Source organism: Microbulbifer discodermiae (assembly GCF_040742695.1).
Lineage (GTDB): Bacteria > Pseudomonadota > Gammaproteobacteria > Pseudomonadales > Cellvibrionaceae > Microbulbifer.
In genome coordinates this window covers 25,942-41,943 of record NZ_JBFLAB010000029.1, presented here as the reverse complement: position 1 = coordinate 41,943, position 16,002 = coordinate 25,942, and the positions used below count along the sequence as shown (strand labels likewise).

Genomic DNA, 16,002 nt, shown 5'->3' with positions numbered 1-16,002 from the left:
AAAGGTTTGTCGAGTGGACTGCCGTTTATCGATGGCGAAAACTGACGTGTAGCATTTTCAAGGCCGCATCCTCATCCCGGTCGGGAAAATCCGGGTTCTGCGGCAGGCGGGTCACTACCCGATAGCGCTTGTCGGCCTGTTCGATCAAATCGCGAAACTGCGCCTCGCTGTGGCGCGGAGAGTTCAGCACCACCAGCAGCTCCGCCTCCGGCGCCAAGCTGTCGGGCAGCAGCCGCAGCAAATGATCGTAGTTCTCGTTCACATCGAAGCGCCCTTTCTGCCGTGTGGGTGGGTCCACCACCGCCAGCTGAAAAGGACCGCGCCGGTCGAAGCGATTGAACTGCCGCAAGGCATCCAGCTGCAGAAACTTGATACCCTTTAACGGCAGCTTGTTATAGAGGTGGTTTTCGCGGCCGCGGTTGAGCACTCCAGGGTTCACATCCACATTCACGATACCCAGTTCACCGGCCGCCCGCGCCACCACCGAAAAGGCACAGGTAAAGGCGAACAGGTTCAGCAGTTTCAGCTCTCCGTTGCCGGCCCGCACCTGCTCCTCCAGCCAGCGCCGGCCCGGTTCTATATCGAGAAAGAAACCCACATTTTGCCGCGCAAAAGTCAGCGGGAAACGCAATTCACCGCGGCGTGCCACGGGTGTCGCCAGTGGCCGCCCGCAGACCCACTCAACCGGCGCCCCCGGTCGATAACGGCGCTGCACAGCGACGCCGGTATAGCCGCGTCCCGCGGCCATTTCCCACAGCGCCTCACACAGTTCACTCTCGTTCGCGTAGGGTTCGAACAGAGTCACCAGCAGTACGGGGAAAAAACTGTCCACGCACACCTGTTCCAGCCCGGCAAAACAGCGCCCGCGGCCGTGGAACAGGCGCCGGCTGTCAGGTACCGATAGAGGTGCAGAGCTGCTTGTGGATTCAACCAGTTTACCCGCCACCTGCTCCAGCAGTTGCGTCCAATCCGTCACTATAAATCACCATTGCTGAGCGGATAGAGAATCGCATCGCGATAGCCGGTGATCACCCGGATAAAACCGCTCCATTGCTCATCCAGCTGCGGGTCACCACTGTCCACCAGCAGGGGGCGGCCCTGAAGTCCGGTAACTTTGGTTTTAGTGGCCACCACTGTGACATTGTCGCGTCCCAGGGTGCGCAGTACCTCCGGGGAAAACTGCTGGTTACCGCGACCAATCAGGTGCCCCTGGCCACCGATCGCCGTGACTATGAGGCGCGCCGGCCCCCGGTGGCTGGCCAGTGCCGCCTGGATCCTCTTCGCACTCACATCGCGGGCGATCAGCTGGCCATCACACAACAGGTCCACCCCCAGCAGGGTTCCCTCCAGGCCCAGTTCATTGAGAATTGCCAGAGTGGTGGAGCCCGGCCCCACCAGATACAGTGTGCCCGGCTCCAGCCCCTCCACCACCTCCGCGGCGATATCCGCCACCGCCAGCTCCTCCACCTCCCGCCCGGCGTTTTTCACCGCCTGCAGGAAATGGCCCTCCTCCGGCACCAGCAACTCGCCGTAATAGCGGGTACTCACCCGGCCCTCGCGGAAGGCGCCCTCATCGATATCCCGCACCTCCCGCTCGTGCAGATCGACGAGTCTGCCGGCCAGCAAGCGCCGCAATACCTCACCGGCCGCCGTTGGCGAAATGGCAAAACACGCTGAATGCATTTTTACTCCGGCGGGAATTCCCAGTACGGGGAAATGGTCGCCGAGGGCGTTAACCATATTGCGCGCAGTACCATCGCCGCCCACAAACACGATCAAATCCGCCCCGGCGGCACGGATCTCCCGCGCCGCTCGCTCCGTATCCGCGGCAGTGGAGGGTTGCGACGCAGCGCAACCCACGACGCGGACAGCCAGTCCACTGCCCCGCGCCACGCTCTCTCCCATATCGCCGCCGAAACACAGGATTTCCACGCGCTCCACATTTTCCCGAAGCGCAGCCAGCGTCACCGCCGCGCGCGCATTCGCCCGCGGCTCCACGCCCTCTGCCAGCGCCCGCGCCACAGTGTCGGCGCCATCGCTGCCTTTTAGCCCCGCAGGCCCGCCCACGCCGGCCCAGGGATTGACAACAAGTCCGAGTTTACTCAGCTTCATACAACCCCAGAGCTGCCAGTTGCGCCCGCTGGGCCTTATCCAGCCGGGCATCGTCAATGCAGTAGTGGTGGAACTCGTGCCGCTGCGGGTATTCCCGCCGCAGCAGGTCAAACGCCTGCGCCATCGGCAGCGCCCCCCTGGCCGCCTGACGCAGCCGGGTGTCGTCACTGCGCGGATCGTAAATCTGCAACAGCAGGTCAGCCAGTTGCCCGAAGCCGCCCTTTTCGGCACCGGGCCCGACTGCGATAGTATGGGCCTGCCCCTCTTCGCTGGTGGCCTGCCCCGAGTTTCCCTCGCCGAGCAGGGCCAGCCCCACTGCCGCGCGAATCATACGTGTACCGGCCAGTTTGCCATCGAGACTGTAGCCGGCGATGTGTGGCGTGCCTATATCCACCAGCTCCAGCAGCGCCGTGTTTATGGCGGGCTCACCCTCCCAGACATCCAGCACCGTAGTCACACGGCCACCACCGCGTAAAAAGCCCAGTAACGCACTGTTGTCCACCACCGCACCCCGCCCGGCACTGATCAGTACCGCGCCGTCCGGAAGACTGGCCAGTTGCCGCTCTCCCAGCAGATGCCGGCTGGGGTGCGGCCCCCCAGTTACCAGCGGCGCATGCAGGCACACCACATCCTGTCGCAGCACCCGCTCCAGCGGGGCCGAGTCCGGGTTGTCCGGCAACCAGGGATCATAGACTGCGCACTGGACACCCAGCCGATGCAGGCGGCGCTGCAGGAGTCCGCCCACATTGCCGCACCCAACGATTCCAAAGCGGCGCTCGCGCCAGTCGCACCCGAGAGCCGCCAGCGCGCAAAACACATATTCCACCACTGAGTTGGCGTTGGCGCCCGGCGCGGCGCTCCAGGCAATGCCGTTGCGTTCCAGCCAGTCGGTATCCAGGTGATCGGTGCCTATGGTGCAACTGCCCACAAACTTCACCGGTGTACCCTGCAATAATTGCTCGTCCACCCGTGTCACCGAACGCACCAGCAGTACGTCGGCCCGGGCCAGCTGTGCGCGGCACAGAGGGCGGCCAGGCAGCCGCTGAATGCTGCCCAGCCCACCAAAATAGTGCTCCAGGGCGGGAATATTTTCATCAGCGACAATGTTCAGCTGTGGTGCGGAGCGGGTCACGCCAATTCTCCGGTTGTCTCGGTCAGGGTCCGTTGGATTTTAGCCTTGAGGCCACCAATACCGAATTCCCCCGCCAGGGCCACCGCCAGATTCACGTCGGCGCCGCGCCACTTGATGCCGTGGGGTTCCAGGGACAGTGGCACTGACTCTTCCAACGACGCCAGCCGCTTGGCCAGTAGCACCTGATCGCTGTGATCGCACAATCTGCGGGCAATGCCCCTGGCACCGCGCAGGGGCAGCTCCGCTACCCGCTCCAGTGCCGACAGCAGAATTTCGACACTGGCGAATTCGCCCAACAGGGCGGCCGCCGTTTTGGCGCCTACCCCCGGCACCCCGGGAATATCGTCACTGCTGTCCCCCACCAGGGCGAGAAAATCCGCGATCTGGCCCGGAAGTACCCCAAACCTGGCCTGTATCGCCGCCCTATCCAGGTGTCGGTTAGCGGCAAAATCCCACAGGGAAGCCGCCCCCCGGTCCAGCAGTTGTCCCAGATCCTTGTCGCGGCTGATAACAATGGGGTGATAGCGCCGGTAGCGGCGCGTCAGCGTCGCGAGAATATCGTCTGCCTCGTAGAGCTCGCTGGCGAAACAGGCAATTCCCAGTGCCGCGGCCATCTCCCGGCAGGCCTGGAGCTGATAGGCCAGTGCCTCGTCCGGCAGAGCCCGGCTGCACTTGTAAAGTGGATAGAGCTGGTTGCGAAAGCAACTGCCAAGGGATTCATCGAAAGCGCAGGCTATACGCCGGGGTCGGCGCCCCAGCAGATCCAGCAGGAAATTGCTGAAGCCGTAGACAGCTTCGGTGGCGTAGCCATCGCGGCTGACCCAGTTGGACGGCAGGGCAAAATAATAGCGGAAGATATAGACGGACGCGTCTACCAGGTAACTGGGGCGATCCTCACTCACAGCAGCTCCGTCAACCGGTATTGGCCGCCCTGCAGCGGGTCAGGGCGGTGGAAAGCGCGGGCCAAAGCGTATGCGAACTGCTCCGCGCGCCCATTGACCCCCTGGCGGCAGTAGGACTGGACCTGATGCCAGATGGCTTGCCGGAAAGACCGACTCGGGCCAAGACCGGATGCCAGGTTATCGGCACTGGCGCGAAACCCTGCACCGCAGGCGCGGGCAAAGATCCACTCCAGTGCCTGGGGTTTCACCTCCACCTGCTCGAACAAAGCCTGTTGCTCCCCGGAGCGGCCATCCGGCTGGTACCAGTAGCCATAGTCCGGCAGCTGGCGGCGGCGGGCGCCCGCCACGCACCAGTGGGCGGCCTCGTGCCGGGCGCTGGCCGGGTAATCCCGCGTGAACTCGATCCTGTGATAGCTGCACCCCGCCCCCGCCGGGCGATAAAAAGGCTCGGCGGCGCCGCCGCACAAGCGCGTATTGAAACAGTCCGGCGCGGCAAAGCAGCGATCGAACACCGCCGCTATGCGATCCGCCGTGGTCAACTGGTTCCACCGGCGGCTGGTATTGAGCTGGACTGACACTGCGACCCCGCACTGACTGCAAGGCGCGGACTATATCAATGTGCCCGGCCACTGCAAAGCGACGAGGAGAAAACTGCAATCACTGGTTGTATTTCCATATATCAGCATATACCTTTAGACACAGGGATGCCGGTATAGGGCCATGCCCTAGCGCCGGTTCCCCGAGGAGGGGAATAAGTCGTCCAACCCCCCTCCTGCACCACAACCGGCCCTGCAAGGAGGTGCTCTATGACCGACCACAGCTACCGCAACGTGGTTGACCTCTTCACCGGCGAGCCGATCGAAACTTCTGCGAACAGGCGGGTTATTCGCCTGGCGCCGGAGCTTGATGGCTTGGAAATGCTCTACTCAAACAGCTCAAACGGTTCGGATCTCTACACTCTGAAAATTCTCTGCTGGGGACTCAAAGCCAACGGTGACGTCGTCGGCCTTGTGCCTTGGTTGAACTCCATCGTGGCCTGTCCGGAAATCCAGGACCCTTTGGACGGGCGTTTCGAGGGCTACTACGACCCGGGCATCGAGGAGATTTTTCACGAAGCCCCCATTCACAAAATCGTCGAATTGGAAACTGCGGCGGAATATTTCGAGTTCGAGAAAGGCAAGGCCGAAGAAGTGATGCAAGAGATTCCCGACACCATAGGTACCCACGCGGTGTTTATGGACGAGCAACGGGAAAATCTCACCCTGACCGAAGTGGTCAGCTGGCGGCTGTACGGCAGTGGCGAGATTCACGGCATGCTGATCAATCACGACACAGTGGAAACCACCCCCGTATTGCCGGGGGATCACTGTCTATACCCGGCTCAGGGGACCAACGACTTCCACTATTTCTTTCAACACCATATCGCCAACAAGATCAAATCCGAAGACCCTGAAGCACTGGCGGCGATTGCGGCGCTGGTCACCTCACCCTGAGTCCCGTAACACCGGCAATCCAATCGATGATCATTCCTCGATTGGATTGCCACTTTTGAAAAGCTGGGGGACCACGCGGAGTTGACCTTCGCAGCAGCGACTCAAGCGTCGGGCCCCGCCTTTTTAATCCAGTAGATGAACTCGTCATCCTCCTCCAGATGCTGCACCAGCTCGTAACCGAGGAACTGGCAAAATTTGGCAACGTCCCGCTGGGTTGAGGGGTCGGTGGCGCGCATCTGCAATACTTCCCCCGCGCCCAGCTTGCGCACGGCGGCGTGGAGCATCATCACAGGTTCCGGACACAGCAGACCCCGGGTGTCGAGGGTATGGTCAAACTTCATCAGTGTATTTTCGATGATTTGAATACCGCCGTCACCCGCCTTCACAGGATCGCTTGTCGCCTGTCGGACATATCGACAAACACAGCGGCCTAAACGGGGATGCTGGCGGCCAATTTGCCTACATGCCCAGTGTGGAGCCGCGCTAGAATCCACTCAAAGACTGTGCAGGACCAACCATGATCTACGTGTTGATTGAGCGGGAAATCACTTCGGAGATGGGCAGCACCTATGAGGACGCCGCGCACAAGCTGCTCACCAATGCCTATCGCACCGTGGGGTTCGTCGACGGTCAGACCTTTACCGACAAGGACAATCACCTGCGGCGCTTCACCCTGTCCCAATGGCAGTCGGATCTGCACTGGCAGCACTGGTACACCAGCGAGGAGCGACGCGCCCAGATGGCAGCGCTACAACCCATGCTGTGCAGGGAAGAGCGCATCACCATACTGGAGCTGGCTAAGTGACCGGCGTCACCGACAGCATAAACCCGGCCGCTGCCTCTACTGCCTTTTGCCAGTGCTCCCCCTGGGTGAATCCACTGGCGATCCGCGGCCGGAAATCGTGGTCTCCATCCTCCAGCCACCGAAAACCCAGGGCTGCACTCAGGTCGTAACCGGCCACCTCTCCCCTGCTACCCAGGGGATCGCGGCTGCCCTGCAGGACCAGGGTGGGACAATTCAGTGCCCGCAAGTGTGCGGTACGCAACTGGTCCGGCTTGCCGCGGGGGTGGAACGGATACCCAAAACACACCAGTCCCGCAATCCGCTCCTCAGCGTACAGTTCGTCGGCCAGCAGACTGGCAACCCTGCCCCCCAGTGACTTGCCGCCTATCAGGAGCGGTATCCCCTCTGCACTCGTATCCGCGCGTTCCACAAACCCGCGCAAACTGTCCAGCAACTGCGGCATCGGATTTGGCGGGCGCCTGGGGCCGCCGCTTCGCCGCGCGGCCATATAGGGAAACTCAAAGCGCCAGACCTCGACGCCATGGGCACTGAGACCGGCGCTGATCACCCGCATAAACTCACTGTCCATGGGTGCCCCGGCACCGTGGGCAAACAGGAAGCGCGCGCGCGCCACACCCCGCGGCCGGTCGTACAGCAATACCTCGCCCTGCACGGCAGAGTTAGAGCCTGTTGACACTGGTCAGTCTCCGCTGAGGCAGTACTGATCTAATCAAAGGTTTCATAGACCATCAAGCTCCCGCGCCAGCACCAGATTGACGGACTCCTCGCCCGGCTCGAACCAGATCACCACCTCACCGGATTCCAACTGGCAGCGTAGGCTCGTCACCTTTTGGTCGAGACCGATCTCGCGCTCCCCATACTCGGTGCCCTCCCGGGTTGCGTACTCCTCCAACAGGTTGCGCAGGGTATCGGGGGCCAGTTCAGTAAAAGGAATGATCATATTATGGAACCTGACAGATTGTTGAAAAAGCCTCCCCTGGCTTTCCTCAACCCGGGTTTGCGACCCATGTCCGTCCGCGTCAATCAAGCGGTTATACGCTTGATTGACGGCTTCAAGATCGCTGTTCAGAACAAACAGGCTGTTGTAAAACAATGACGGCCCAGGTTCTAACCTGGGCCGTCGGAAAGCCAAACCCCAAATGGGTCAATTTCAGTTTTCAGGCTTGCGGAAACGCAGCGTCATTCTGTCGCTCTCGCCGATCGCCAGATATTTGGCCTTGTCCTGGTCCTTCAGCCGCAGCGATGGCGGCAGCGTCCATACACCGCGCGGGTGGTCGGCGGTATCCTGGGGATTGGCGTTGACCTCACTGGTGGCCTCCAGCTCAAAACCGGCTTTCTGGGCCAGCTTGATGACATAGTCCTGGGTCACATAACCACTCTCGATCATACCCTCCTGGCTGGTGCCCGGCTTCGCCCTGTGCTCCACCACACCGAGGATACCGCCGGGCTTGAGCGCCTTGTAGAAAGATGCGAAGGCCTTGTCCACATCGCCCTCTTGACGCATCCAGTTGTGCACATTGCGAAATGTCACCACCGCATCCGCGCTGCCTTGTGGCGCTATCTCGACGCCGGCCCGGGGATTGAATTCCGTCAGAACCACCTCACTATAGCTATCCTCGTCCGCCGCCATTTTTTCCTTGAATGCCTTCAGGGAACGGCGGTAGTAATTGGACTCGCTTTGCGCAGGAAAATGCGCCGCATAGAGACGGCCGCCTTCCTTGAGGTAGGGGGCGAGAATTTCTGTATACCAGCCACCACCGGGAGTAATCTCCACCACCGTCATATCCGGTTTGATACCCAGAAACTTCAGCGTTTCCTCCGGGTGGCGGTAGCGGTCCCGGGCCGCATAGGCCTCTGTACGCTGCTTGCCGTCGATGACGGATTTGAGATCCTCAGCCTGTACTGCTCCGGCGTAGGCTATGGCGCTGACAACGCCGGCAAAGGCCGCCAGCCAATGTTTAGTCCTCATACACTCTCCTCTCTAGTTGTCGTTTTTAATCCAGCGGTCGAAAAACTCTGTTGCCTCCTGCCGGTGATACGTCCGGGCTGCGGGCGCTCACAGACAAGTTATTGGTCCAACTGTGCCCGGACGCTATCGAGCTTATCCTCTAAGGACTGCTCCCGGTCAGTTCTGGTTCCCAATTTCAGGCTGGTGGTAATGCGCGGCGCGCCCATTTCATGCACTCGCTCATGGCAGCGCTTGATCGCCGCCATCACCTGATCCCAGTCGCCTTCGATATTGGTACCATAGGCATGCATCCGGTGGCTTAGGCCCGCCTCGCGCAGGATACGCTGGCATTCGGCCACGTAGGTCCCCACCGAAACCCCCACGCCGATCGGAATGAGACACAGATCCGCATGCACCTTCATACCATTCTCCATCGCAAAGCGCTCGGTCAAACCGGCAGTGGATACCAAAAATGTAATTAATTACGCGTAGTTGTTGGCTGCTCTGCCGGCGCACAGACCCGCGGGATCATGAGAAACCGTTATCAATTGCGCCAGCAGTGACTACAATGCATCTCAGTGTAACCCCCATCTCCGCAGCAAAGGAATACTTCATGCAACAGCATCTCGTGATTTCCCTGATTAGCGATGACAAACCCGGCATAGTGGAAAAGCTTTCCGCTGCCGTGACTGACCATGGCGGCAACTGGGAAGACTGCCGCATGGCGCAATTTGCGGGGAAATTTGCCGGTATTCTCCGTGTGAGCGTCGCCAGCGAATCCTGTCAGGGCCTGAAGGATGCCCTCGGCGCACTGACAGACGAAGGCTACAAGCTGGTGATCGAGGATTCCCAAGCGGTACCCGCCAGCGCCATGCGCTCACTGCAGCTTCGGCTGGTGGGCAATGACCGCCCCGGTATCGTCAGAGAAGTCGCGCGCACCCTGGCCGCGCGCCGGATCAACGTCGAGCAGCTGGACACCGCCTGTGACAGCACGCCCTGGAGTGGCGAACCCCTGTTCACCGCCCAGTGCAGAATCCGCGTCGCAAAGGATACGGACCTGGACGGCCTGCGCGACGAACTGGATGAAATCGCCGATGAGTTGGGAGTGGACATCGACTGTGACCTGGCCGCAGATGAACATACTGACTGAGTAGCGCAACTGTGGAATAATAGGCGCCCTGGCTAACCGGGTTCCATCCCCCGGTGCCGCTCCAAATTATGGCTCAGCGCCCCGCTTTGTACACTTCCCAGGCAATGTTCAAGATTGTTCTCTACCAACCGGAAATAGCCCCCAATACCGGCAACATCATCCGCCTGTGCGCCAACACCGGGGCCGGGCTGCACCTGATCGAACCGCTGGGTTTTGCCATGGACGACAAGCGCCTGCGGCGCGCCGGCCTGGACTACAGTGAGTACAGCCGGGTGGTGCGGCACCGGGACTGGCAGGCGTTCCTGGACTCGGAGCAGCCCGCCAGAATAGTGGCCCTCTCCACCAAAGGCAGCCGCAGCCACACCGATTTTCGCTTCCGGGGGGATGACGCCATCGTCTTCGGGCCTGAAACCCGGGGCCTGCCGGCGGAGTTTATCGCCCGCACCGGGCCGGCGCATACCCTGCGCATTCCCATGCGGCCGCACAGCCGCAGCATCAACCTGGCCAACGCCGCCGCAGTGGTGGTTTACGAAGCCTGGCGGCAGCTCGGCTTCCACGGCGCCGGATAGCAGTGACCATGAACAGCGCCCGGATAGGACTCTTTTACGGCTCCAGCACCTGCTACACGGAAATGGCGGCGGAAAAGATTCGCCAGTGCATAGGCCCCGAGTGGATCCAGCTCCACAATGTCGCCACGGACCCCATCTCCCTCGTCCTGCAGTACGACTTCCTGATCCTCGGCATACCTACCTGGGACTATGGCGAACTACAGGAGGACTGGGAATCCATCTGGGAAGACCTGGCCGGGCTCGACCTACGCGGCAAAACCGTGGCCCTCTATGGCCTCGGGGACCAGGAAGGCTATCCGCAGTGGTTCCAGGACGCCCTGGGCTATCTGCACGCACAAGTGGTTGCGCTGGGAGCCAGAGCCGTGGGCTACTGGCCCGCGGAGGATTATCAATTTGAAGAGTCCAAGGGACTGACTGAGGACGGCGGCCACTTTGTGGGACTGGCCCTGGACGAGGAAAACGAATTTGAGCTGAGCGATGCGCGTATCTCCCGCTGGTGCGCGCAGGTCATGGCAGAGTTTGGTCTGCGGCAGTGAACAGCGACGACCGCCAGGCGCAAGTGGAGTGGCGCCAAGACAGCCAGCCGGTATCCCGCACCTTTGGCGATGTCTACTTCTCCAGTGCTTCCGGCCTGGCGGAGACCCGCTATGTCTTTTTACAGCAAAATGACCTGCCCGCGCGCTGGCGCTCGTTGGCCGGCGGGGCCACATTCACCATCGGCGAAACCGGGTTTGGCACCGGGCTGAACTTCCTCGCCGCTTGCGCCCTGTGGCATGAAACGGCGCCCGCCGATGCTCGCCTGCACTTCGTCTCGGTGGAAAAATATCCTCTGCACCCGCGGGATCTGGACCGCGCTTTGGACCTCTGGCCACAGCTGCAGGAGTACGCCGACCGCCTGCGCGAGCAGTATCCCCCCCTGCTGGCTCCCGGAGTACACCGTTTACACTTCGACAGCATCAGCCTGACCCTCGTCATCGGCGACGCCAGCGCGGCCTTCGTCGCCCTGCGCACCGAACACCCGGCCTACGACGCCTCTGTCGATGCCTGGTTTCTGGACGGTTTCGCGCCGGCCAAAAATCCCGCCATGTGGACCCCGGAGCTGTTCCGCCAAATCGCTGAACTCAGCAAACCCGGGGCCAGTTTTGCCACCTTCACCAGCGCCGGCTCGGTTAAACGCGGCCTGCAGGATACGGGTTTCGCGGTACAGAAAGTAGCGGGATTTGGCCGCAAACGGGACATGTTGCGCGGCCAGCTGAAAGCCGGGGAAAAGCCGCCGGGAGAGCCCTTCAGCAACACTCCATGGCACCAGCCGGACTACCCGCCCCTGGGCAGTGGAATAAAAGTAGCCGTGGTCGGCGCCGGGATTGCAGGTGCCGCCTGCGCCCGCGCCCTGGCAGAACGCGGCTGCAGGGTGGAAGTCTTCGAGTGCGGCCCCCAACCCGGGCACGGGGCCTCGGGCAATGAACAGGGTATTCTGTATGCCAAGCTGTCGCCGCAGCCAGGCCCCAACGGCGACTTCAATCTGCACGCGCTGATGTTCGCCCAGCGCTACTACCGCGACCGCTGCCCCACCGCCCTGCATAGCTGCGGGCTGCTGCAACTGGGCCGCAGCGACCGTGAACAAATATTGCAGCGGCAGGTTGCTGAGCGGCTCGCTGCCTATCGGGGGCAGACACTGGCGAGACCGGTGAGCACCCTCGAAGCCAGTGCACTGGCAGGTATTGAACTGGGCTGTCCGGGGCTGTTTTTCCCCAAGTGCGGCTGGTTGCAACCGCGTATCCTGTGTGGCCAGCTGCTGCAGCACGACAAGGTGCGGGTACACTGCAACACCAGCGTTCAGTCCCTGGCACAGAGCGGCGACACCTGGAACCTGGAAACCGACCAGGGGACCAGTGGTTGGGATGCGGTGATCGTCTGCAGTGCCACCGGTCTGCGCCAGCTGCACCAGACAGCCCCGCTGCCACTGCAGCCCATTCGCGGCCAGGTCAGTATTGCCGACGCAGCCGCAGCCGAGGTGCACATAGTCCTGTGCGCGGACGGCTACCTAACTCCCGCCTATCGTGGCCGGCAGAGTTTTGGCGCCACCTTCAAACTCAAAGACAGCTCCACCGACCTGCGCCAGACGGAACACGGGGAAAACCTCGCCGTGCTGAAAGGGCTGCACCCGGACCTGGCCACCGAACTCACCGGGCGGGAAGTTACCGGTCGCGCCGCGGTGCGCGCGGCGACCCCGGACTACCTGCCTATCGCCGGCCCGGTGCCGGACTGGGAAGCGCTGGCCGAAACCTATGCCCACCTGCGCCAAAACCGCAAAGCCCTGATCCCCACCCGCACCCACTATCAGCGCGGGCTATTCGTTCTCGCCGGCCTGGGTTCCCGCGGTTTTACCTACGCACCACTGGCGGCGGAACTGGTGGCAGCGTGGATCGATGGCGGTGCGCCGCCGGTGGACAGCGCACTGGTCAAGGCCCTCCACCCGGCGCGTTTCGCCGTGCGCGCGCTGGGCAGACACAGGTCCTGAGGTCTGGCGGTTTGTTGAAAAGCCCTCCACGACAAATCAAGCAGCTACACGCCTGATTCGCGACCCGGTTTCAATAAAAGATTACTGCCGGCGCCGCAAGCAATCACCGACTTCATTGCCGCCTCCACCGTGACCTGCGGCAATATTTCCACACAGTCGGCGCTGACGTGATAGACAAAACCGGAGGTTGGCACCGGCGCCGTGGGTACATAGACGGTGAAATCGCCATTCTCGTGGCGCGAAGTGACTATCGCCGTCACCGACAGGGGATTGTCGGCACCCAAAATCCTGACCCGCGCCACTGGCCCGGACAGCACACTGTCGCCAGAACCGCCGATAAACTGCACCACCAGCTCTCTGATAGTGCTGTATCCCGGCGCCAGCCGGCCCAGCCAGTGATCCATGTGCCTGTGCAGCCAGCGGCCTGTACCGGTCTTGACCAGCAAACCGATGGCGAAGCATCCCCCCAGGATCAGCACTATCACCAGCAGCCGGGCAAAGGTATCCTTGACCCGGCTGTGGGATTCCAGCCAGTGAACCGCGGGTGCAACCAGTTCACTGACCTGGCCAAACAGCCATTGGAACAGCAGAATGAAAATGGCAATGGGCAGCACCACCGCCAGCCCCCCCAGCAACGTCAGGGTAATAAATGTCTTTATTCGGGTCATCGCGCCTACTTTTCTCCGGGTTCAATAATCTGCGCTGTGCGCTGCTCGCCCTGCTGGGACTGCAGGTCGCGGCGGCCTGGGCCGACAGCGGTCTGACTGATACCCCTTTCGAGATCATCGCCGAGCGCAACCGCCCGGCCGATCATTTTACCCAGGGCCTGTTTTTCGATGGCGCACGCTGGTGGGAGAGCAGTGGCCTCTACGGCCGTTCCTGGATTGCCGAGTATACCGACCCCACCGCCAATCCCCTAAGACGCAAGTGGCTGGCTGAGGACCGTTTCGCAGAGGGTCTCACGGTACTGGGTAATAAGGTCTATCTGTTGACCTACCGGGCCGGTGAACTGTTGCTGTTCCGCCGTGAGGATTTGACCCCCCTGGGGGTTCGCCACTATGCGGGGGAAGGCTGGGGTCTGACCAGTGACGGCAGGGACCTGATCATGAGCAATGGCAGCGACGAGCTGACATTCCGGGATCCGCAGACCTTCGCTATCAAGCGCCGGCTGAAGGTCCGCGGCGGCGGCCGGCAGTGGAGTCAACTCAATGAACTGGAGTTTACCCGGGGGCTGATCTGGGCCAACATCTGGCAGGATACCCGCATTATTGCCATAGACCCTCAAACGGGGCTGGTCAGAGCCCAGTTGGATATCTCCGCACTGGCACCTCCGTCCAGGCATCCGGACGTAGTGGCCAATGGCATAGCCTGGGATGAACAACGCAAAGGGCTCTGGGTAACCGGGAAGTTCTGGCCAAAACTATACCTGATCAGACCAAAGCAGCTGGAGTTCGCACAGGGGGACAGCGACGTATCCCCGGCCCGTGATTAACGCGACAACTTCTTGAGTTGTCGGGTTAGGGCCTGTTGACACTAATAATATTCAGTTGCGATAGCGGTCGATTACGGTGAGCTGGCCTCCCCCACGCACCAATTCCAACGCCGCGCCCGAAATCTGCAAACGAAATCCCCGGCGGAGCTGTTGCAAAAGCACCCCGTCCTCACCGCGACCGTTATTCAGCAGCATCGCCTCATTGCCGTCCTCTCCCCGCCATTGCACACCTTCAACCGCATCCATACCCGGCAGACTGAGAGTGAGCACCTCCAGATTCGGTGGCAGAGGACGAAGCGCCACACGCGCAATACCCGTCGCTGTGGCCAATGAGAAGGACAACTGGTTTTCCGGCGCCTGCTGCCAGCCCAGGTGCGTACCCGCAATAGCTGACTGCACCAGTGTCTGTGGTGACGGCGAGGAGCATCCTGTCGACAGTCCCATCAACCCTAAAACCATGAATATGAGAAAACGCATAGCTTTATCCGTATCTATGTCTGTCATTGTCTCTCCCCTCGATTATAAACACAGCATCTGAGCCGGTGGGAAAAATCCGGGTTGAACTGCGCGACCTCCAGCAGATCAGAGCCCTCCCACTCCCAACACATACATCCAGCGGCAGTTTCGGTCATATGGAAACTATTTCTTGTGAGTAAGCACAGAGTGAATACAACTGGTAGTACCAATTACCAAGTGGATTGAGCCAAACTTTCCAGCAAGGCCTATCGATATCAGTACCTTGCCGATGGTCCCGCATCTCTCTCCCTGACCTCGTCTCACAGGAGAACATTAACCAAAAGTAATCATCAGAAACTTACTGCCACGGCTTCGTTACTGGTGGTTAATTCAAACGGCACCCCAACCTCCAGGGTTATAAAGGCTGAGGAATCCACATTAGCTTGTCGCTTGGCCTGCTCAAGCAGCTCAATAGGCTCCGAGCGGGATTCCGCGCTGATCTGAAAGGTTCCGTAATGCATACCGATCGATAGATCAGCCTGTAAATCGATATGTGCCTGCACCGCCTCAAAAGGATCCAGGTGGACCGGCTTGAACATGCTTCTGGGGGCATAAGCCCCTATGGGCAGAAACGCGATGTCCACTGGGCCAAAACGCTCATAGGTACGTTTGTAGTGGTCGGCATAACCGCTGTCACCGCCAAAATAGATTTTCTTGCCCCCAAGCTGCAAAAGAAAGCCGCCCCATAGCGTCGAGTTTCGATCCGTTAGTGACCGGCCGGAAAAATGCTGCACGTCCAGGAACCAGAGCTCGAAGTTCTCTGCAACCTGAGCACTTTCCCACCAGTCCATCTCAACCACATTTCCAGAAGCTGCCAGGCGACGCCCGACACCAAGCCCCAGGTATACCCTGGGGTTGTCTCTTTTCATCAACTGGTTAACCGAACCCAAATCCAAGTGGTCATAGTGATCATGGCTGATGATAATGACATCCACAGAGGGCAATTCGTCCATCTCTATACCCGGCTTGTGAACGCGCTTCGGCCCGGCAAAAGAAACGGGGCTGGTTCGCTGTGAAAAAACCGGATCGGTCAATATATTGAAACCCCCTGCCTGAATAAGAAAGGTCGCGTGATTGATAAAAGTGATACGAATATCACCGTCGCGAACCAGTGCTCGGGGAGCATTATCAGCCTTGGTATCAACCCATTTGGGCCAGGCAGCTCGGTCAATATCAGTAGTCAGAGCCGTCCATGCTATTTTCCAGAAAGAATGCATTTCGATGGGATTTGTATTTTTGAATGCACCACCCTGGAAATTCGGAGACCTATTTCTCTTATCCGCATAATTCGTGGCACACGAGACCAGTAAGATAGCAAGCGCCAATAGAATGACAGCCACTGGAATCACAATTATTTTCATA

At 60.5% G+C, this 16,002-nt stretch carries 20 protein-coding genes; 7 read left to right on the top strand and 13 right to left on the bottom strand.

What is annotated here, in order from left to right; translation table 11 throughout:
- Positions 1–25: 25 nt before the first annotated feature.
- From AB1S50_RS11680 to AB1S50_RS11660, 5 genes are read right to left on the bottom strand one after another with little or no spacing between them, the layout of a single operon-like run.
- Complete coding sequence (locus AB1S50_RS11680; protein WP_367150900.1) at positions 26–976, bottom strand: class I SAM-dependent methyltransferase; 951 nt, start codon at positions 974–976, stop codon at positions 26–28.
- On the bottom strand, positions 976–2,112 hold the full coding sequence (locus tag AB1S50_RS11675) for an ATP-NAD kinase family protein (protein ID WP_367150899.1): 1,137 nt from the start codon (positions 2,110–2,112) through the stop codon (positions 976–978). Before AB1S50_RS11675 ends, AB1S50_RS11680 begins: the two co-directional genes overlap by 1 nt.
- Positions 2,099–3,244: a 4-phosphoerythronate dehydrogenase gene (locus tag AB1S50_RS11670; protein ID WP_367150898.1), complete on the bottom strand. Its 1,146-nt coding sequence runs from the start codon at positions 3,242–3,244 to the stop codon at positions 2,099–2,101. Before AB1S50_RS11670 ends, AB1S50_RS11675 begins: the two co-directional genes overlap by 14 nt.
- A complete protein-coding gene (locus AB1S50_RS11665; protein WP_367150897.1) occupies positions 3,241–4,146 on the bottom strand; it encodes a 5'-3' exonuclease in 906 nt (301 codons plus the stop codon). Before AB1S50_RS11665 ends, AB1S50_RS11670 begins: the two co-directional genes overlap by 4 nt.
- Entirely contained in the window at positions 4,143–4,724 is a 582-nt protein-coding gene (locus AB1S50_RS11660; protein ID WP_367150896.1) for an elongation factor P hydroxylase, read from the bottom strand. The genes AB1S50_RS11665 and AB1S50_RS11660 overlap by 4 nt, the downstream gene beginning before the upstream one ends.
- Positions 4,725–4,952: 228 nt before the next feature.
- Here AB1S50_RS11660 and AB1S50_RS11655 point away from each other — a divergent pair, with 228 nt between their 5' ends.
- Positions 4,953–5,639: a hypothetical protein gene (locus tag AB1S50_RS11655; RefSeq protein WP_367150895.1), complete on the top strand. Its 687-nt coding sequence runs from the start codon at positions 4,953–4,955 to the stop codon at positions 5,637–5,639.
- 101 nt (positions 5,640–5,740) lie between these two features.
- Here AB1S50_RS11655 and tusA read toward each other — a convergent pair whose 3' ends face one another.
- Positions 5,741–5,980 carry a sulfurtransferase TusA gene (gene tusA, locus AB1S50_RS11650; protein WP_367150920.1) on the bottom strand — a complete coding sequence of 80 codons (240 nt, stop codon included), beginning with the start codon at positions 5,978–5,980 and terminating at the stop codon, positions 5,741–5,743.
- 176 nt (positions 5,981–6,156) lie between these two features.
- Here tusA and AB1S50_RS11645 point away from each other — a divergent pair, with 176 nt between their 5' ends.
- Entirely contained in the window at positions 6,157–6,444 is a 288-nt protein-coding gene (locus AB1S50_RS11645; protein ID WP_367150894.1) for an antibiotic biosynthesis monooxygenase family protein, read from the top strand.
- Here AB1S50_RS11645 and AB1S50_RS11640 read toward each other — a convergent pair.
- The 4 genes from AB1S50_RS11640 to AB1S50_RS11625 all read right to left on the bottom strand — a co-directional run bounded on the left by AB1S50_RS11640 (position 6,437) and on the right by AB1S50_RS11625 (position 8,826).
- Positions 6,437–7,120 carry an alpha/beta family hydrolase gene (locus tag AB1S50_RS11640; protein WP_367150893.1) on the bottom strand — a complete coding sequence of 228 codons (684 nt, stop codon included), beginning with the start codon at positions 7,118–7,120 and terminating at the stop codon, positions 6,437–6,439. The genes AB1S50_RS11645 and AB1S50_RS11640 overlap by 8 nt on opposite strands.
- A gap of 42 nt (positions 7,121–7,162) precedes the next feature.
- The gene (locus tag AB1S50_RS11635) at positions 7,163–7,384 is read right to left on the bottom strand and encodes a YheU family protein (RefSeq protein WP_367150892.1); all 222 of its coding nucleotides are present in this window, start codon (positions 7,382–7,384) and stop codon (positions 7,163–7,165) included.
- Between the two features lie 210 nt (positions 7,385–7,594).
- Complete coding sequence (locus tag AB1S50_RS11630; protein WP_367150891.1) at positions 7,595–8,413, bottom strand: class I SAM-dependent methyltransferase; 819 nt, start codon at positions 8,411–8,413, stop codon at positions 7,595–7,597.
- Positions 8,414–8,511: 98 nt separating this feature from the next.
- Entirely contained in the window at positions 8,512–8,826 is a 315-nt protein-coding gene (locus tag AB1S50_RS11625) for an MTH1187 family thiamine-binding protein (RefSeq protein WP_367150890.1), read from the bottom strand.
- A gap of 179 nt (positions 8,827–9,005) precedes the next feature.
- On the opposite strand from AB1S50_RS11625, the gene AB1S50_RS11620 reads away from it, so the two are divergent.
- From AB1S50_RS11620 to mnmC, 4 genes are all read left to right on the top strand, one after another.
- The gene (locus tag AB1S50_RS11620) at positions 9,006–9,542 is read left to right on the top strand and encodes a glycine cleavage system protein R (protein ID WP_367150888.1); all 537 of its coding nucleotides are present in this window, start codon (positions 9,006–9,008) and stop codon (positions 9,540–9,542) included.
- 104 nt (positions 9,543–9,646) lie between these two features.
- Positions 9,647–10,111 carry a tRNA (uridine(34)/cytosine(34)/5-carboxymethylaminomethyluridine(34)-2'-O)-methyltransferase TrmL gene (trmL, locus tag AB1S50_RS11615; RefSeq protein ID WP_367150919.1) on the top strand — a complete coding sequence of 155 codons (465 nt, stop codon included), beginning with the start codon at positions 9,647–9,649 and terminating at the stop codon, positions 10,109–10,111.
- An 8-nt stretch (positions 10,112–10,119) separates the two neighbouring features.
- Positions 10,120–10,647, top strand: coding sequence for a flavodoxin FldB (gene fldB, locus AB1S50_RS11610; protein ID WP_367150887.1), 528 nt, complete (start codon positions 10,120–10,122; stop codon positions 10,645–10,647).
- Entirely contained in the window at positions 10,644–12,632 is a 1,989-nt protein-coding gene (gene mnmC / locus AB1S50_RS11605; protein ID WP_367150886.1) for a bifunctional tRNA (5-methylaminomethyl-2-thiouridine)(34)-methyltransferase MnmD/FAD-dependent 5-carboxymethylaminomethyl-2-thiouridine(34) oxidoreductase MnmC, read from the top strand. The genes fldB and mnmC overlap by 4 nt, the downstream gene beginning before the upstream one ends.
- A 44-nt stretch (positions 12,633–12,676) precedes the next feature.
- Here the strand turns inward: mnmC and AB1S50_RS11600 are convergent, their stop codons facing one another.
- Positions 12,677–13,300, bottom strand: coding sequence for a DUF502 domain-containing protein (locus AB1S50_RS11600; protein WP_367150885.1), 624 nt, complete (start codon positions 13,298–13,300; stop codon positions 12,677–12,679).
- On the opposite strand from AB1S50_RS11600, the gene AB1S50_RS11595 reads away from it, so the two are divergent.
- Positions 13,282–14,124 carry a glutaminyl-peptide cyclotransferase gene (locus tag AB1S50_RS11595; protein ID WP_367150884.1) on the top strand — a complete coding sequence of 281 codons (843 nt, stop codon included), beginning with the start codon at positions 13,282–13,284 and terminating at the stop codon, positions 14,122–14,124. The genes AB1S50_RS11600 and AB1S50_RS11595 overlap by 19 nt on opposite strands.
- A gap of 51 nt (positions 14,125–14,175) precedes the next feature.
- Here the strand turns inward: AB1S50_RS11595 and AB1S50_RS11590 are convergent, their stop codons facing one another.
- Positions 14,176–14,628 carry a hypothetical protein gene (locus AB1S50_RS11590; protein ID WP_367150883.1) on the bottom strand — a complete coding sequence of 151 codons (453 nt, stop codon included), beginning with the start codon at positions 14,626–14,628 and terminating at the stop codon, positions 14,176–14,178.
- Positions 14,629–14,930: 302 nt separating this feature from the next.
- Positions 14,931–16,001, bottom strand: coding sequence for an MBL fold metallo-hydrolase (locus AB1S50_RS11585; protein ID WP_367150882.1), 1,071 nt, complete (start codon positions 15,999–16,001; stop codon positions 14,931–14,933).
- Position 16,002: the final 1 nt, after the last annotated feature.

Coding starts and splice junctions, on each gene's coding strand:
- fldB (WP_367150887.1), top strand. CDS start 10,120: ATGAACAGCGCCCGGATAGGACTCTTTTACGGCTCCAGCACCTGCTAC.
- AB1S50_RS11645 (WP_367150894.1), top strand. CDS start 6,157: ATGATCTACGTGTTGATTGAGCGGGAAATCACTTCGGAGATGGGCAGC.
- AB1S50_RS11585 (WP_367150882.1), bottom strand. CDS start 16,001: ATGAAAATAATTGTGATTCCAGTGGCTGTCATTCTATTGGCGCTTGCT.
- AB1S50_RS11625 (WP_367150890.1), bottom strand. CDS start 8,826: ATGGAGAATGGTATGAAGGTGCATGCGGATCTGTGTCTCATTCCGATC.
- AB1S50_RS11675 (WP_367150899.1), bottom strand. CDS start 2,112: ATGAAGCTGAGTAAACTCGGACTTGTTGTCAATCCCTGGGCCGGCGTG.
- AB1S50_RS11600 (WP_367150885.1), bottom strand. CDS start 13,300: ATGACCCGAATAAAGACATTTATTACCCTGACGTTGCTGGGGGGGCTG.
- tusA (WP_367150920.1), bottom strand. CDS start 5,980: ATGAAGTTTGACCATACCCTCGACACCCGGGGTCTGCTGTGTCCGGAA.
- AB1S50_RS11635 (WP_367150892.1), bottom strand. CDS start 7,384: ATGATCATTCCTTTTACTGAACTGGCCCCCGATACCCTGCGCAACCTG.
- AB1S50_RS11595 (WP_367150884.1), top strand. CDS start 13,282: ATGTCTTTATTCGGGTCATCGCGCCTACTTTTCTCCGGGTTCAATAAT.
- AB1S50_RS11590 (WP_367150883.1), bottom strand. CDS start 14,628: ATGACAGACATAGATACGGATAAAGCTATGCGTTTTCTCATATTCATG.
- AB1S50_RS11620 (WP_367150888.1), top strand. CDS start 9,006: ATGCAACAGCATCTCGTGATTTCCCTGATTAGCGATGACAAACCCGGC.
- trmL (WP_367150919.1), top strand. CDS start 9,647: ATGTTCAAGATTGTTCTCTACCAACCGGAAATAGCCCCCAATACCGGC.
- AB1S50_RS11630 (WP_367150891.1), bottom strand. CDS start 8,413: ATGAGGACTAAACATTGGCTGGCGGCCTTTGCCGGCGTTGTCAGCGCC.
- AB1S50_RS11655 (WP_367150895.1), top strand. CDS start 4,953: ATGACCGACCACAGCTACCGCAACGTGGTTGACCTCTTCACCGGCGAG.